This window comes from Streptomyces sp. NPDC088157 (genome assembly GCF_044741545.1).
Taxonomy (GTDB): Bacteria; Actinomycetota; Actinomycetes; order Streptomycetales; family Streptomycetaceae; genus Streptomyces.
The window spans coordinates 1-14,618 of sequence record NZ_JBIUSU010000006.1 but is presented as its reverse complement, the minus strand read 5'-3'; the positions used below and the strand labels follow the sequence as shown (position 1 = coordinate 14,618).

Below are 14,618 nucleotides of genomic sequence, written 5' to 3'. Positions count from 1 at the left end.
CGCCCGCCGGCTACCAGCGCACCGGAAGGCTGCGCATTCCGCGCATCAGGGGGCCGGAAAGCCACTCGCCGGGCGGGCCGTCGAGCGCCAGGGCGGGGGTGCGGTCGAGCAGGGAGCGGATCGCCGTGCGCGCCTCCAGGCGGGCCAGCGGGGCGCCGAGGCAGTAGTGGACGCCGTGCCCGAAGGCCAGGTGGCCCCGGCTGTCGCGGCGGATGTCGAAGTCGTCGGGGGCCGGATAACGCGCCGGGTCACGGTCGGCCGCGGTCAGGCCGATCATCACCGCCTCGCCCTGCGCGACGGCCGTGCCGGCGATCTCCAGCGGTCCGGCGGCGAACCGGTACGTGGCGTTCTCCACCGGCCCCTCGTAGCGCAGGGCCTCCTCGACCGTGCCGTCGAGGAGCGTCATGTCGGCGCGCAGGGCGGCCAGTTGGTCCGGGTGGGTGAGCAGGGCGTGGACGGCGTTGCCGATCAGGTTGACGGTGGTCTCGTGTCCGGCGATGAGGAGGATGAACGCCATGCCGCGCAGCTCACCGGGTGAGAGCCGGTCGCCGTCCTGCGCGGTGGTGCGGATCAGGTCGTCCAGCAGGTCGCCGCTCGGCCCGGCGCACCGCTTGTCCTCGATCAGGTCGGTGAGATAGGCGCCGAGTCGCACGAACGCGTCGTACTCGGTCTGGGAGCTGGTGGGCGCGACGGCCTCGTTCGACAGCGCGCGGAACTCCGTGCGGTCCGTCTCGGGGACGCCGAGGAGCTCGCAGATGACCGTCAGGGGCAACGGGTAGGCCAGCGACTCCACGAGGTCGGCGCGGCCGTGCGGCAGCATCGCGTCGAGCAGGTCGTCGGTGATCCGCTGGATCCTCGGCCGCAGTTCCTCCACCCGGCGCATGGTGAAGGCGCGGGAGACCAGGGAGCGCAGGCGCGTGTGCTGCGGCGGGTCGGCGGTCAGCAGATGCTTGCCGATCAGCTCCTCGTCGAGGAACGTGGTGCCGGCCCGTGCGGAGTCCTTGGCCAGCCGGGGGTCGGCGAGCGCCGCGCGCGCCTCCTCGTGGCCCACGACGAGCCAGGTCACATGGTGCGCGTCGGGCTCGGGCAGCCGCACCCGGTGCACCGGGCCGCGCTCGCGCAGTCGCGCGTACACCGGATGCGGGTTCCTCCGGAAACCGTCGCCGAACTCCCCCAGGTCGATCACCTCGGTCATGACACTCCCCCTCCCCGGTCACCCTCCGCGACCATTCCGTCACACCCACAACGAGCGGGGGTCCCGCCTAGTGCCCGCCGCGCTCGCGCTCTTCGCCGTCCGCCCGTCCCGCCCGGTCCTGCGCTTCGTCCAGCAGCCCCGCGTCGTAGGTCGACAGGGCGATCTGCACACGGTTGTCGAGTCCGAGCTTGGCCAGCACCCGGGAGACGTGGGCCTTCACGGTGGCCACGCTCATGAACAGTTCGGCGGCGATCTCCGCGTTGGACAGTCCGCGGCCGACCGCGACGGCCACCTCGCGTTCGCGTTCCCCCAGGGCCGCGAGGCGCACGCGCGCGTGGGAGCGCCGGGTGTCGGCCGCGGCACCCGCCGCGTGGTCCATCAACTGCCGGGTGACCGTGGGCGACAGCACCGGGTCGCCGGACGCCACCCGGCGCACGGCGTCGAGGATCTCGGCGGGCGGGGTGTCCTTGAGGACGAACCCGGCGGCACCCGCGCGCAGCGCGCGCAGCACCTGCTCGTCGGCGTGGAAGGTGGTGAGCACCACGACCTGCGGGGCGTCCTGGCGCCCGCGCAGCCGTTCCGTGGCGGTGATGCCGTCCACGGCGGGCATCCGGATGTCCATCAGGACCACGTCGGGCCGGGTGCGCTCGACCAGTTCCTCGACCTCGCCGCCGTCCGCGGCCTCGCCGACGATCTCGATGTCGTCGGCACCCCGCATCATGAAGGCCAGACCGGCCCGCACCAGGGGATCGTCGTCGACGAGGAGGAGTCTGATCGCAGTCATGGCCCTTACGTAATCACGGTGGCGAGTGGCCGGGTTCACGGTTCGCGGGAGTCGGGTCGCGCCGCGGACGACGGGTGTCGCGCAGGGCGGGCGGTGGTGGCTTCGGCGCCCGGCCGCCTCACGGTGCCGCAGGCCACGGCAGCCACGCCCGTACCTCGAATCCCCCCTGCCCCCACGCCCCGTGCTCCAGTCGCCCCCCGGTCAGGGTGGCTCGTTCCGTCAGGCCGATCAGGCCCTGGCCGGAGCCGGGGACGGGCGGTACGTCGCCCTCGGGGGCCGGGTTGCGGACGGTCACGGCGAGGCTCTCGCCCGGGCCGCCGGTGACGGTGACCGCGACCTCCGCGCCCGGGGCGTGCTTACGGGCGTTGGTGAGGCACTCCTGGGCGATGCGGTAGGCGGTGCGGCCGACGGAGGCGGGAACGGCCGCGGCGTCGGTGACGCGCTGGTCCAGGGTGACTTTCATGCCCGCCTCGCGGGATTCGGCGACCAGCGTGTCCAGGGCGGCCAACGTCGGCTGGGGGCGGCCCGCTTCGTCGGATTCACCGGCCCTCAGCACGCCGATGATCTCCCGCAGGTCCTGGAGCGCCTCGTGGGCGCTCTCGCGGATGACACCGGCCGCCCGCGCGATCTCCTCGCGGGGCGCGTCCGGGCGGAACTCCAGCCCGCCCGCGTGCACGCTGAGCAGGGTCAGCCGGTGCGCGAGCACATCGTGCATCTCGCGGGCGATGGCCTCGCGGGCCAGCCGCTGCGCCTGCTCGCCCCGCAGCCGCGCCTCCGTCTCGGCGCGCCGGGCCCGGTCGCGCAGGCTCAGCATCAGCTGCCGCCTGGACCTTACGAACATGCCCCAGCCGATGGCCGTGACGGTGAACAGCACGCTCCACGCCACCGAGGGCCCGTACGCCAGGGTGGGATCCGGGCGGGCCCAGGCCAGCAGCGGGATCAGGCCGAGCTGGGCGCCGCCCACCCAGGCCACGTACCGGAACGGCCGGTGCACGGCGAGGCTGAACAGGGCGACCGTGCAGGCGCCGGCCGAGGTGGTCGCCAGGAAGCCGAGGGGGACCATCGCGATCGCCAGGGCGACGGGCCACCGGCGGCGCAGCCAGATCGCCGCGCAGGCGAGGGCGCCGAGGAGCTGGTCGGCCGCGGCGACGACGTCCGGGAGGTCCCGTTCGCCGGGGAAGGAGTCCGCGACCGCCAGACCGACGGCGACGGCCACGAGGAAGCAGCAGAAGTCGACGGCCCAGTCACGTGCGGTGCGCCGGTACGGCCGGCCGGGGTGCTCGGCGTCCGGGGAGAGTTCCGCGATCACGGCCGACGGCATCAGCCATCGGCGTTCCGTGAACTCGGGCGCCGCCGGGGCCGCGCTGTCGTCTGCCCTCATGGTCGACAAATCTATGCAGCCGAGGGCCGCGACACCTCTCCGTCGACGGAACCTCTACCAAAGGGCGGGAACGACCGACCCAGGTCGCACCGCCGCCTACTTTCGGCTCGGCCGGACCCGCGGTCCGCAGTCTTCCGTCGGACAGGTCCCGACCCGTGGCCGATGGCGCGCGGAGGGTCCGCGGGGCGAGGGTCCCGAGCATGAGGGAACTGTTGGGAGTACTCGGATTTCTCGCTCTGGCGCAGGGCGTCCTGGCCCTGTTGCACGAGTTCACCCGCTGGCACGTGGGCCTCGTGCAGCGCCTCGGCGTCCTCGACGGCTACGAGGTGTACGCCGGCGTCGCGCTCATCGTGCTGGCGTTCGCCCTGTTCGCCGCCTCGGAGAGCCGGAAGCCGGACTGAGCGGGCGGGGCCGGAGCGCCGTTAACGCCGTGAAAACTTCTCGGGACCGACAGCGAATTCCCTTACCTTGTCATTGACATGACACTGTCTACGCGCGTCATCATGAAGCCATGAGATTCCCCCCACGGATCACTCGTACCGGCGTCTCGGCCGCCGCCCTGACCGCCCTCCTCGTCGGCGGCGCCGTCTCCGCCACCACCGCCCACGCCGCCGTCGGCAGCGTCTGCTACACGAAGTTGCCCTCCCAGGCGTACGACACGCTCGAACTGATCGAGCAGGGCGGGCCGTTCCCGTACTCGCAGGACGGGGCCGTCTTCCAGAACCGGGAAGGCGTCCTGCCCGGCCAGACGTCCGGCTACTACCACGAGTACACGGTGAAGACGCCCGGCTCCTCGACGCGCGGAGCACGCCGCGTCGTGACCGGGAAGAAGACCGCCGAGGACTACTACACCGCGGACCACTACGTCACCTTCAAGCTGATCAACTACGGCTGCTGAGCGACCCTGTTCGACCGTTCGCGGCTCGACCGATCCGAGACTCTCGCCCCGCGGTCCCCCCACCTCTGCCGGCCGCGGGGCGAGGCACGTCCGGCCGGGTCACCGGGGGTCACCTCACGGCTGGGGCGTCGTCCGGGAGTGCGCAGGAGCCGTAGCGCGGGTGGCCGTCGAGGTCGTACGTCTGGACGGAGACGCCCGCCGCGGTGATCAGGCCGCCGATGTGCCGGAAGGCCGTGCGCGGCGAGCCCTCGACGAACAGGCCCAGGCGAGCCAGCTCGGACCCGACGGGCACCCGCAGCTCATCGGTTCAGCCGGCGTTCGTCGAGAACAGTCCGCCCGTCGGCCCCTGCTTGTCGCCGCCCTGGGCCTTCCTCAGGGCGTTGGCGAGGCTCTCGATGGTGAGGGACTGGAGAATGACCCGGCCGCTGCCCTCCAGCGTGGCCAGGGACAGACCCTCGCCGCCGAACACGGCGTTCATGACCCCCTGGCGGTTGAGACCGCCGACGCGCTGGACGCCGTACCGGATGCCCTCCTCGAAGGCGACCACGCAGCCGGTGTCGACCTCGATGCGTCCGCCGAAGTCGGCCGGGTCGAGGTCGATGAAGTTGCCGGCCCCCGCGATGATCACCGTGCCGCGGCCGGTGAACTTCTCCAGCACGAAGCCCTCACCGCCCTTCATGCCGGTGCGGCCGCCCTGGAAGGCGATGCCGAAGTCGACGGTGGACTCGGCGGCCACGAACGCGTCCTTCTCGGCGAACCACGCACGTGTGCCGTCCAACTCGAGGGCACGCATCTCACCGGGGAGCACGCCCGCGAAGCCGACCGTGCCCTCGCCGCCCTGGGCCGCGAAGTACTGGAACGCCAGCGACTCGCCGGCGAGGGCGCGCTGACCTGCCTGCATGGCCGTCCCCATGGCCTGGCGCAGCATGCCGCCCATGCCGCCGCCTCCGGCCCCGCCGCCCTGGGGTTGCCGACCGCCGTCGGAGGGGCCGCCCAGACGGGTCTCCATGGTCACGTTCGTCGTCTTGAAGAGGAACTTTCCGGCCTCGCAGTACACGGTCTGGCCGGGCTGCAGGCTGACGACCGCCATCTGCATGGCGTTGCCGACGATCTCTTGCTGAAGGGTCACAGAAGGAGAACGCGGGAGGCGGAGGAAAGAGTTCCGGTCTCCTCGGACGGCGTACCGGGCGCCGGGCCGGACACTCGACGTCCGTTCACCGCCAGCAGGACGGGGTGCCGGCCGCTGGGATGGACCCATGACAACGAACGGGAAGACCCTGAACGGCAAGGTTGCACTCGTCACCGGCGGCAGCCGCGGCATCGGAGCCGCCACCGCCCTGCGGCTCGCCGGCGAAGGCGCGGACGTGGCGGTGACGTACGTGAACGGCAAGGAGGCGGCCGAGGAGGTCGTACGGGCGGTGGAGTCGCTGGGGCGGCGGGCGGTGGCCCTGCGCGCGGACGCTGCGGACCCGGACGAGGCGGCCGGGGCGGTGGACCGTACGGCCCGGGCGCTGGGCGGCCTCGACGTGCTGGTGAACAACGCGGGCGTCGGCGTCCTCGGCCCACTGGAGGGGCTCGCCCTCTCCGACGTCGACCGGGTGCTCGCGGTGAACGTGCGGGGGGTGTTCCTGGCCTCGCAGGCGGCCGCCGGGCGGATGGCGGGCGGCGGGCGGATCATCACGATCGGCACCTGTATGACCCAGCGGGTGCCCGGTCCCGGCGGCACCCTGTACGCGATGAGCAAGGCGGCCCTGGTCGGTCTGACCAAGGCGCTCGCCCGGGAGCTCGGCCCGCGCGGGATCACGGCCAACCTCGTGCACCCGGGCCCGATCGACACCGACATGAACCCGGCGGACGGCCCGTACGCGGCCGGTCAGGCGACGATGACGGCGCTGGGCCGCTTCGGCACCGCGCAGGAGGTGGCCGCCACGGTCGCGCACCTCGCGGGAGCCGCGTACGTCACCGGCGCGGAGTTCGCCGTGGACGGCGGGCACGCGGCCTGAGGACCGGGCCGGGACAGGGCCGGGACCTTCCAGGGGGCAGGACCGCCGTCGCTCCGCTGCCGTGCACGCCCCGTCTCCCGCCGGGATGTGCGCGGCGACGGCGGCCGGCTCAGTCGCCGAGCTCCTGCCGGCGGGCGGCCAGCGCCGCCGCGCCCGCCTCCGTGAGGGAGCCGAACAGGCGGAGGCGGGAGATGCCGCCGTCGGGGTAGATGTCCACGCGCGCGTGGGTGCCGACCGCCGGGGCCGGCAGGACGAAGCGGTGGTTGGTGTCGGGCTGGAGGCGGGTGCGCGGGAGGATCTCCGTCCACTCGCCGCTCTCGCCGTCCCTGACCGACACCGAGGCCCAGCCGGCGCTGTTGCCCTTCAAATAGGCCGTGTCGATCTCCAGCGCGCGGATCCGCGCCTGGGCCGCCAGGCGGTAGCGGATCCAGTCGTTGCCCCGGTCGCGGCGGCGGCGGGTCTCCCAGCCGTCGTCCATCTTGCGGGAGCGGCCCGGCTGGATGGTGTTGCCCGCGGGTGAGTAGAAGAGGTTGGAGGCGTCCTCGGCCCGGCCGCCGTTCTCCAGGGCGACGACGTCGAAGGTGCCGAGCACCGTGAGCCAGCCGGGATCGGGCACGACCTCCCCGTACACGCGCAGGCGGGCGATGCCGCCGTCGGGGTGCTGGTTGACCCGCAGGTGGGTGAAGCGCTGCTCCACCGACACGGAGAAGCCGTTCGCCGCGTGGCCGCCGACCGGTGTGCGCGGCACCAGCGTCGTCCACTTCACGTGGTCGCCGAGGAGCTCCTCGGGGGACGGCGAGCCCGGCACCGAGGCTCCCTCGACCGACACCGCCTGCGGGTAGTTGCCGCGGAAGTGGGCCGTGTCGACGACGATGCCGCGGATCACCCCGGGCGCGCCGAGCCGGACGAGCGCCCAGTCGTGGTCCTCGTCGGTCGGCCACGGGTGGTCGGCGGAGGCGCCGCGCCGGCGGCGCGTCTCCCAGCCGTCCATGATCTTGCCCTTGTGGCCGAAGTGCTCCGGGTCGAACTCCGCGGGACCGGCGACCAGCAGGTTCTCGCGCTGGGCGAAGAACTCGTCGTTGGCGGCGACGACTCCCGCTCCGAGCTGCCGGTCGGCGAGGTTGGCGTGCCGGGTGAAGGGGAAGTCGGCGGTGCGGTAGTCCGCGTACGGGTCGCCGCCGCCGTAGGGGTTCGCGTCGCCGGTGAAGCTCTCTATCGCCGTCACGGTGATCAGGTCTGCCTTTCGGAGTCGGCCGGTGCGGGTGCGGGTGGAGCCGGAAGCGCGGCCGGGCCGCTGCCTCGGTTCAGGGGGTGCGGGTGAGGAGTCGGCCTTTCGGCTCGGTGAACTCGCCGTCGGCGACGATCCGTTCGCCGCGCAGCCAGGTGGACTTCACCACGCCGTACAGGGTCTTTCCGGCGTACGCCGTGACGCGGTTGCGGTGCTGGAGGGAGGCCGGGTCGACGGTGAAGGTCTCGTCGGGCGCGAGGACGGCGAAGTCCGCGTCACGGCCCGCTTCGATCGCGCCCTTGTGGGAGAGGCCCGCGAGGGCCGCCGTGCGGGCGGACATCCATCGCACGACGTCCTCCAGGCCGTGGCCCCGGCGCCGGGCCTGCGTCCACACGGCCGACAGGCTCAGCTGAAGACCCGAGATGCCGCCCCAAGCCGTCGCGAAGTCGTCGGTCTTGAGGTCGGCCGTGGACGGTGAGTGGTCGGTGACCACACAGTCGATCGTGCCGTCCGCCAGGGCCTGCCAGAGCAGGTCCTGGTTGGCGGACTCGCGGATCGGGGGGCAGCACTTGAACTCGCTGGCGCCGTCGGGGACTTCCTCGGCGGTCAGGGTCAGGTAGTGCGGGCAGGTCTCGACCGTGATGCGGACGCCGTCCGCCTTGGCGGCGGCGATCAGCGGCAGCGCGTCGCTGGAGGAGAGGTGCAGCACGTGCACGCGTGCGTGCAGGCGTGCCGCCTGCGCGATGAGGTGGGCGATGGCGCTGTCCTCGGCGTCGCGGGGACGGCTGGCGAGGAAGTCCGCGTACCGGGGGCCGCCCTGCTGCGGGGCGGCGTCGAGGTGGTGCGGGTCCTCGGCGTGCACGATCAGCAGGCCGTCGAATCCGGCGATCTCGGCGAGGGAGCGGGCGAGCCCGTCCTGGTCGAGGTGCGGGAACTCGTCCACCCCCGACGGGGACAGGAACGCCTTGAAGCCGAAGACGCCCAAGTCGTGCAGCGGGCGCAGGTCCTTGACGTTGCCGGGCAGGGCGCCGCCCCAGAAGCCGACGTCGACGTGCGCCTTGTCGGCGGCGACCTCCTGCTTGACCCGGAGGTGGTCCACCGTCGTGGTCGGCGGGAGGGAGTTGAGGGGCATGTCGACGAGCGTGGTGATGCCGCCGGCCGCCGCCGCGCGCGTGGCGGTCCAGAAGCCCTCCCAGTGGGTGCGGCCGGGGTCGTTGACGTGCACGTGCGTGTCGACCAGTCCGGGCAGCAGGACGTCGTCGCCGAGGTCCTCCAGGCGGGCTCCGCCGGGTACGGGCACCTCGTAGGGCAGGACGGCCGTGATCCTGCCGCCGGCGACCGCGACCGTAGCCGGCCGTGAACCTTCGGGAGTGATGACGCGCGTCGAGCGCAGCACCAGTTCAGCGTCGGACACCCGGTCCCCTCTCTTCCGTTTACTCGGCGGAAACTTCCACGCAACGGAATTCAACGTTCTGTTGAAGGAGTCTCACCTCCCGCCTTCGCGCCGTCAAGAGCACACTCCCCCACAGTGCACCCATCCCCGCCCCTCTGGACGTTTCCACATAATGGAATTAATATTCCGACCAGCAGAACGTAGCTACGCACAAACGAGGAGTCAACCGACCGCCGGGTAGGCTTCAGCCCTTCCCGCCAGTTTCGAAAGGAACGCGCCGTGCCGACGTCCAGCGCCAGCACCACCGACTCCGCCAAGTCCGCAAGCGGCGGGGTCCAGTCCCTCGAGCGCGCCTTCGATCTGCTCGAGCGGATGGCGGACGCGGGCGGCGAGGTCGGTCTGAGCGAGCTGTCCGCGAGCAGCGGGCTGCCCCTGCCCACCATCCACCGCCTGATGCGCACCCTGGTGGCCTGCGGTTACGTCCGCCAGCAGCCGAACCGCCGCTACGCGCTGGGCCCTCGGCTGATCCGGCTCGGCGAGTCCGCCGCCCGGCTGCTGGGCACCTGGGCCCGCCCCTATCTGGCCCGCCTGGTCGAGGAGACCGGCGAGACGGCGAACATGGCGCTGCTCGACGGCGACGAGATCGTGTATGTGGCGCAGGTGCCGTCCAAGCACTCGATGCGGATGTTCACCGAGGTCGGCCGCCGGGTCCTGCCGCACTCCACGGGCGTCGGCAAGGCGCTGCTCGCGGGCTTCCCGGACGGGGAGGTGCGCGCTCTGCTCGCCCGCACCGGCATGCCCGCCGCCACGGACAAGACGATCACCACCCCCGACGGTTTCCTCGCGGCCCTCGCGGAGGTGCGGCACGCCGGTTACGCGGTCGACGACAACGAGCAGGAGATCGGCGTCCGCTGCCTGGCGGTGCAGGTTCCGGACTCACCCACGGCCGCGGCCATCTCCATCTCGGGCCCGGCCGGCCGCGTCACGGAGTCGGCCACGGAGCGGATCGTGCCGGTGCTGCAGCAGGTGGCGGTGGAACTGTCGCAGGCGCTGGCGAGCCCCGGCCCGACGGCCTAGGGCAGGCCCTCGCCCCGGGGACGGCCCGGGACACCGGCGCCGGCCGCGGCTCAGCGGCGTGGCGTCTCCCCGAACTGCTCCACGGCCCGGTGTACGTCCGACAGGCTCCGGGCCAGTGCGCTCACCGAGCCGATCGCCCCCGCGATCAGCAGCAACGAGCGGCGTAACCGCGGGAGTTCGGGGACACCGTGGGTCACCATCGCGGCGAGGTCGGCGAGTTCGTCCTCGGCGATGACCCGGTCCGGGAACTCGGCCGGGTGCGTGGCGAGTTCGCGGCGCAGCCGGGAGACCGCGGTCCGCAGTTCCGCCACCCTCTGATCCTCGTCGCCGCCGGTCACTGCCCTCTGCCCCAAGCTCCGCAACACAGCTCTCCCCCCTCACGCTCCGCCGAGCGCGAGTGCGCGCTTCACCCGCCCCGCATCCGCGTGGCGCCGACCGGGCACCGCAGGACGCGCGGGTCAGTAAACGCCACCCGACACGGCGTGCGCCACCGCGCGGACCGAAATTCAGCCCCTGGAAACCGTGCGGACACCGCCGGGTCAGGTATGCAGGACGCATGACACGAAAGGGAAACCGGGCCGCAGACCAGGTGGCGGGCCTGCTCCTCGCGGCGGGCGGGGGCCGGCGGCTCGGCGGACAGCCCAAGGCGCTGCTCGAACACCGGGATCGACCACTCGTCGAACACGCGGTGGGGGTTCTGCGCACGGCGGGCTGCGCACGGGTGCACGTGGTCCTCGGGGCCGCCGCCGACGCCGTACGGGAGCGGGCACGGCTGGAGGGGTGCGTGATCGTGCCGAACCCGGAGTGGGAGCAGGGCATGGGCACCTCGCTGCGGGCCGGGCTCGACTCGCTCCCCGGGACCGGAGCGCGCGCCGCGCTGGTCCTCCTCGTCGACCAGCCCGGCATCGGGCCGGAGGCCGTGGCCCGGGTGCTCGCCGCGTACGAGGACGAGTCCTCGCTCGTCTGCGCCGCCTACGACGGCGTACGCGGCCACCCCGTCCTCTTCGGGGCCGCCCATTGGGCGGGAATCGCGGTGACTGCCACCGGCGACCGGGGGGCACGTGCCTATCTGAAGGAGCACGAGGAGGCGATCACGCTCGTCGAGTGCGCGGACGTGGCCCGCCCGTTCGACATCGACACCCACGAGGATCTCGCCCACCTCGAGTGAGCCGCCCGGCACCGGGCGCCACCTTCCCTCGACGCGGAGAATCTCGACATCAACAAATCATTGAAGTTCCACGATGAGGAAACTAGTATCCACTGCTCAGAAGGGTCCGGCCCGTTCGGGACCCCGCTCGCCGTACCCGGTTCGACTGGCACCCGGTGCCACCGCTGAAGGAAGTGACCGCTCATGTCCGCACCAGCGCCGTCCCCGCTGGCCATCGTCGACGCCGAGCCCCTGCCGCGGCAGGAGGAGGTCCTCACCGAGGCGGCGCTCGCCTTCGTGGCCGAGCTGCACCGGCGGTTCACACCGCGCCGCGACGAGCTCCTGGCCCGGCGCGCGGAGCGCCGCGCCGAGATCGCCCGCACCTCCTCGCTCGACTTCCTCCCGGAGACCGCCGCGATCCGCGCGGACGACTCCTGGAAGGTGGCCCCCTCCCCCGCGGCCCTGGACGACCGCCGGGTCGAGATCACCGGGCCGACCGACCGCAAGATGACCATCAACGCCCTCAATTCCGGCGCCCGGGTCTGGCTCGCGGACTTCGAGGACGCCTCGGCGCCGACCTGGGAGAACGTCGTCGTCGGTCAGCTCAACCTGGCCGACGCGTACACCCGGAGCATCGACTTCACGGACCCGGGGTCCGGCAAGTCGTACGCCCTGAAGGACGAGGCCGAACTCGCCACGGTCGTCATGCGCCCGCGCGGCTGGCATCTGAACGAGCGGCACCTCGTCGACGCGGACGGCGGTCAGGTGCCGGGCGCCCTCGTCGACTTCGGCCTGTACTTCTTCCACAACGCCCGGCGTCTCCTCGACCTCGGCAAGGGGCCGTACTTCTACCTCCCGAAGACGGAGTCGCACCTGGAGGCCCGCCTCTGGAACGAGGTGTTCGTCTTCGCGCAGGACCACATCGGCATCCCGCGGGGCACCGTCCGCGCCACCGTGCTCATCGAGACGATCACGGCCGCGTACGAGATGGAGGAGATCCTCTACGAACTCCGCGACCACGCCTCCGGGTTGAACGCCGGCCGCTGGGACTACCTGTTCTCCATCGTCAAGAACTTCCGTGACGGCGGACCCAGGTTCGTCCTCCCGGACCGCAACGCGGTCACGATGACCGCCCCGTTCATGCGGGCGTACACCGAACTCCTCGTCCGCACCTGCCACAAGCGCGGCGCGCACGCCATCGGCGGCATGGCGGCCTTCATCCCGTCCCGCCGCGACGAGGAGGTCAACAAGGTCGCCTTCGAGAAGGTGAAGGCCGACAAGGACCGCGAGGCGAACGACGGTTTCGATGGTTCGTGGGTGGCCCACCCGGACCTGGTGCCGATCGCCATGGCCTCCTTCGACGCCGTGCTCGGCGACCGGCCGAACCAGAAGCACCGGCTGCGCGAGGACGTCGACGTCAAGGCGGCCGACCTGATCGCCGTCGACTCGCTGGAGGCCAGGCCGACATACGAGGGTCTGGTCAACGCCGTGCAGGTCGGCATCCGTTACATCGAGGCCTGGCTGCGCGGCCTGGGCGCGGTCGCCATCTTCAACCTCATGGAGGACGCGGCCACCGCCGAGATCTCCCGCTCGCAGATCTGGCAGTGGATCAACGCGGGTGTGGAGTTCGAGCACGCCGGTCATACGGTCAGGGCAACGCGCGAGCTGGCCCGCGAGGTCGCCGCCGGGGAACTGGCGGCGATCCGCGAGGAGATCGGCGAGGAGGCCTTCTCGGCCGGCCACTGGCAGCAGGCCCACGACCTGCTGCTGACGGTCTCCCTCGACGACGACTACGCGGACTTCCTCACCCTGCCGGCGTACGAGCAGCTCAAGGGCTGAGTCCCCGCGCGAACCGGAACGCTCACTTGTCCGAGTGGCCCAGGGACTTCCCCGGGGCCACTCGGTCGCGTACGAGCTTCTTCACCGCCGTGGGCTCCGGGAAGCCCTGTTCACGGCGGTCCCAGACCACCTCGTCGTTCACCCGGACGACGAAGACCCCACCCTTGCCGGGCTTCAGGGCCAGCTCCGTCAGCTCCGCCTCGAACGTGGTGAGCAGCTCCTGCGCCAGCCAGGCCGCGCGGGGCAGCCAACGGCACTGGGTGCAGTACTCGATCTCGACCCGCCGACGCGACTCGCTCGGGTCACTCGACCCACTCGGCTCACTCGGTCCGCTCGTGTCACTCATGTCACCCACGTCACTCAGTCCGCCCAGTCGCTCAGGTCGCTCAGGTCGCTCAGGTCGCTCATCCGAGGTGTACCGACCAATCCTGTTCCGCGGCCGGCTTGCCGTGCAGGTCGGGGACCCGCTTGAGCCAGTCGGGCCGTCCTTGCCGGGTCCGCGCCGCGCGCCGGGCCTCGTCGGCGGCGAGCTCCTCCGGGGCGGGGAAGTCGGTGGGCAGCCAGTCCGCGGAGGCCCGCACGCGCGCGTGGAGGTACCGCACGTACGCCTCCCGGACGGTGTCCGGGGTGGCGAACCCCTCTTCGGCGGTCAGCCAGGCGTCCGGGACCTCCGCCACGATCCGGCGCAGCAGTTCCTCGGTCACCCTGGGCGCCAGCTCGGCGTCGGCCGCGCGGGTGTCCGGGGTGGAGTGACCGAGCGCGTGGTGGCGGAAGTCGTACGCCTTCTCGGGGTCGGCGCCGTCCCAGCGGTGGTGGAAGACGAGGGCGGCGCCGTGGTCGATGAGCCACAGCCGTGGCGGGACGGTGCCGAACGTGGGCCAGACCATCAGGTTGGAGCTGTGGACCGTGCGGTCGACGTTCACGGTCAGGGCGTCCAGCCAGACGATCCTTCCGGCCTCCAGCGGATCCACCGGGAAGGCCGCGGCGACCTCCGGGGTGAAGTCCTTCGCGCCCGGCAGGAAGTCCATTCCCAGGTTGAGCCCCGCGCTCGCGGCGTGCAGGTCCCGTACCTCCTGGTGCGGTTCGTGCCCCGCGATGGCCGGGTCGAAGTGCACCAGGACCAGCTCGGGGAAGCGCAGCCCCAGAGCTCGCGCCAGCTCACCGACGATCACCTCGGCGACCAGCGCCTTGCGGCCCTGTGCGGAACCCGTGAACTTCACGACGTAGGTGCCCAGGTCGTCGGCCTCGACGATGCCGGGGACGGAGCCGCCGGACCGCAGGGGTTCGAGGTAGCGGGTTGCGGTGACCTCTCTCAGCATTTTCCAAGGCCCCACTGTTGCTTCCAGCCTCCGGCACGAAGTCAGCATAGTAACCGGGCGTGACAGCCGACGAGGAGTGACCGGGCCACCGCCCGCCGCGGGACCGAGCACGGTGAACACGGGAACGCCGACGTCCGTACCCACTGACGCCCGTGCCCACAGACCCCGTACCCGCACAGACGCCGTACCCACGACGGACACCGCCGATGAACCCGCGTCACAAACTCCGCCTAGGATGATCCGGATGAAGAGCCCCGAGCAGCGGGGGGGGGGGCCCCCCCCCCCGGGGGGGGGGGGGCGGGGGGGGGGGGGTGGGGGGGGGGGGGGGGGGGGGGGGGGGGGGGGGGGGGGGGG

General features: G+C 72.3%; 16 protein-coding genes. 6 read left to right on the top strand and 10 right to left on the bottom strand.

Annotation, left to right across the window (positions count from 1 at the left end; translation table 11 throughout):
• Positions 1 to 10: 10 nt before the first annotated feature.
• The 3 genes from ACIPFH_RS24145 to ACIPFH_RS24135 form a co-directional block, all read right to left on the bottom strand.
• Positions 11 to 1,195: a cytochrome P450 gene (locus tag ACIPFH_RS24145; RefSeq protein ID WP_401829287.1), complete on the bottom strand. Its 1,185-nt coding sequence runs from the start codon at positions 1,193 to 1,195 to the stop codon at positions 11 to 13.
• A 67-nt stretch (positions 1,196 to 1,262) separates the two neighbouring features.
• Positions 1,263 to 1,979 carry a response regulator gene (locus tag ACIPFH_RS24140; protein WP_401829285.1) on the bottom strand — a complete coding sequence of 239 codons (717 nt, stop codon included), beginning with the start codon at positions 1,977 to 1,979 and terminating at the stop codon, positions 1,263 to 1,265.
• Positions 1,980 to 2,097: 118 nt separating this feature from the next.
• Positions 2,098 to 3,360, bottom strand: coding sequence for a sensor histidine kinase (locus ACIPFH_RS24135; RefSeq protein WP_401829282.1), 1,263 nt, complete (start codon positions 3,358 to 3,360; stop codon positions 2,098 to 2,100).
• Positions 3,361 to 3,560: 200 nt separating this feature from the next.
• Between ACIPFH_RS24135 and ACIPFH_RS24130 the strand changes: the two genes are divergently transcribed.
• Positions 3,561 to 3,761: a hypothetical protein gene (locus ACIPFH_RS24130; protein WP_401829280.1), complete on the top strand. Its 201-nt coding sequence runs from the start codon at positions 3,561 to 3,563 to the stop codon at positions 3,759 to 3,761.
• A gap of 110 nt (positions 3,762 to 3,871) precedes the next feature.
• A complete protein-coding gene (locus tag ACIPFH_RS24125; protein WP_356260906.1) occupies positions 3,872 to 4,258 on the top strand; it encodes a ribonuclease in 387 nt (128 codons plus the stop codon).
• 109 nt (positions 4,259 to 4,367) lie between these two features.
• Here ACIPFH_RS24125 and ACIPFH_RS24120 read toward each other — a convergent pair whose 3' ends face one another.
• Positions 4,368 to 4,550: a hypothetical protein gene (locus ACIPFH_RS24120; RefSeq protein WP_401829279.1), complete on the bottom strand. Its 183-nt coding sequence runs from the start codon at positions 4,548 to 4,550 to the stop codon at positions 4,368 to 4,370.
• Between the two features lie 15 nt (positions 4,551 to 4,565).
• Positions 4,566 to 5,387 (bottom strand): AIM24 family protein, encoded by an 822-nt coding sequence (locus ACIPFH_RS24115; RefSeq protein WP_401829278.1) that lies wholly within the window; start codon positions 5,385 to 5,387, stop codon positions 4,566 to 4,568.
• A 127-nt stretch (positions 5,388 to 5,514) separates the two neighbouring features.
• Here ACIPFH_RS24115 and ACIPFH_RS24110 point away from each other — a divergent pair, with 127 nt between their 5' ends.
• Positions 5,515 to 6,261 (top strand): SDR family oxidoreductase, encoded by a 747-nt coding sequence (locus tag ACIPFH_RS24110; RefSeq protein WP_401829276.1) that lies wholly within the window; start codon positions 5,515 to 5,517, stop codon positions 6,259 to 6,261.
• Positions 6,262 to 6,370: 109 nt separating this feature from the next.
• On the opposite strand, the gene alc is transcribed toward ACIPFH_RS24110, so the two are convergent.
• Together alc and allB are read right to left on the bottom strand one after the other, a co-directional pair.
• Entirely contained in the window at positions 6,371 to 7,486 is a 1,116-nt protein-coding gene (gene alc / locus ACIPFH_RS24105) for an allantoicase (RefSeq protein ID WP_401829275.1), read from the bottom strand.
• A gap of 79 nt (positions 7,487 to 7,565) precedes the next feature.
• Complete coding sequence (allB, locus tag ACIPFH_RS24100) at positions 7,566 to 8,903, bottom strand: allantoinase AllB (RefSeq protein WP_401829273.1); 1,338 nt, start codon at positions 8,901 to 8,903, stop codon at positions 7,566 to 7,568.
• 258 nt (positions 8,904 to 9,161) lie between these two features.
• Here allB and ACIPFH_RS24095 point away from each other — a divergent pair, with 258 nt between their 5' ends.
• A complete protein-coding gene (locus ACIPFH_RS24095) occupies positions 9,162 to 9,959 on the top strand; it encodes an IclR family transcriptional regulator (RefSeq protein ID WP_356260922.1) in 798 nt (265 codons plus the stop codon).
• A 50-nt stretch (positions 9,960 to 10,009) separates the two neighbouring features.
• Here ACIPFH_RS24095 and ACIPFH_RS24090 read toward each other — a convergent pair whose 3' ends face one another.
• On the bottom strand, positions 10,010 to 10,324 hold the full coding sequence (locus tag ACIPFH_RS24090; protein ID WP_401829272.1) for a DUF5955 family protein: 315 nt from the start codon (positions 10,322 to 10,324) through the stop codon (positions 10,010 to 10,012).
• Between the two features lie 191 nt (positions 10,325 to 10,515).
• On the opposite strand from ACIPFH_RS24090, the gene ACIPFH_RS24085 reads away from it, so the two are divergent.
• Both ACIPFH_RS24085 and aceB read left to right on the top strand, forming a co-directional pair.
• On the top strand, positions 10,516 to 11,127 hold the full coding sequence (locus ACIPFH_RS24085; protein ID WP_401829271.1) for an NTP transferase domain-containing protein: 612 nt from the start codon (positions 10,516 to 10,518) through the stop codon (positions 11,125 to 11,127).
• 183 nt (positions 11,128 to 11,310) lie between these two features.
• Positions 11,311 to 12,945: a malate synthase A gene (gene aceB / locus ACIPFH_RS24080; protein ID WP_401829269.1), complete on the top strand. Its 1,635-nt coding sequence runs from the start codon at positions 11,311 to 11,313 to the stop codon at positions 12,943 to 12,945.
• Between the two features lie 22 nt (positions 12,946 to 12,967).
• On the opposite strand, the gene ACIPFH_RS24075 is transcribed toward aceB, so the two are convergent.
• Positions 12,968 to 13,291: a SelT/SelW/SelH family protein gene (locus ACIPFH_RS24075; RefSeq protein WP_401829266.1), complete on the bottom strand. Its 324-nt coding sequence runs from the start codon at positions 13,289 to 13,291 to the stop codon at positions 12,968 to 12,970.
• A gap of 58 nt (positions 13,292 to 13,349) precedes the next feature.
• A complete protein-coding gene (locus ACIPFH_RS24070) occupies positions 13,350 to 14,264 on the bottom strand; it encodes a HipA family kinase (protein WP_401829265.1) in 915 nt (304 codons plus the stop codon).
• Positions 14,265 to 14,618: the final 354 nt, after the last annotated feature.

Coding starts and splice junctions, on each gene's coding strand:
- ACIPFH_RS24145 (WP_401829287.1), bottom strand. CDS start 1,195: ATGACCGAGGTGATCGACCTGGGGGAGTTCGGCGACGGTTTCCGGAGG.
- ACIPFH_RS24140 (WP_401829285.1), bottom strand. CDS start 1,979: ATGACTGCGATCAGACTCCTCCTCGTCGACGACGATCCCCTGGTGCGG.
- ACIPFH_RS24135 (WP_401829282.1), bottom strand. CDS start 3,360: ATGAGGGCAGACGACAGCGCGGCCCCGGCGGCGCCCGAGTTCACGGAA.
- ACIPFH_RS24130 (WP_401829280.1), top strand. CDS start 3,561: ATGAGGGAACTGTTGGGAGTACTCGGATTTCTCGCTCTGGCGCAGGGC.
- ACIPFH_RS24125 (WP_356260906.1), top strand. CDS start 3,872: ATGAGATTCCCCCCACGGATCACTCGTACCGGCGTCTCGGCCGCCGCC.
- ACIPFH_RS24110 (WP_401829276.1), top strand. CDS start 5,515: ATGACAACGAACGGGAAGACCCTGAACGGCAAGGTTGCACTCGTCACC.
- ACIPFH_RS24085 (WP_401829271.1), top strand. CDS start 10,516: ATGACACGAAAGGGAAACCGGGCCGCAGACCAGGTGGCGGGCCTGCTC.
- aceB (WP_401829269.1), top strand. CDS start 11,311: ATGTCCGCACCAGCGCCGTCCCCGCTGGCCATCGTCGACGCCGAGCCC.
- ACIPFH_RS24075 (WP_401829266.1), bottom strand. CDS start 13,291: ATGAGTGACACGAGCGGACCGAGTGAGCCGAGTGGGTCGAGTGACCCG.
- ACIPFH_RS24070 (WP_401829265.1), bottom strand. CDS start 14,264: ATGCTGAGAGAGGTCACCGCAACCCGCTACCTCGAACCCCTGCGGTCC.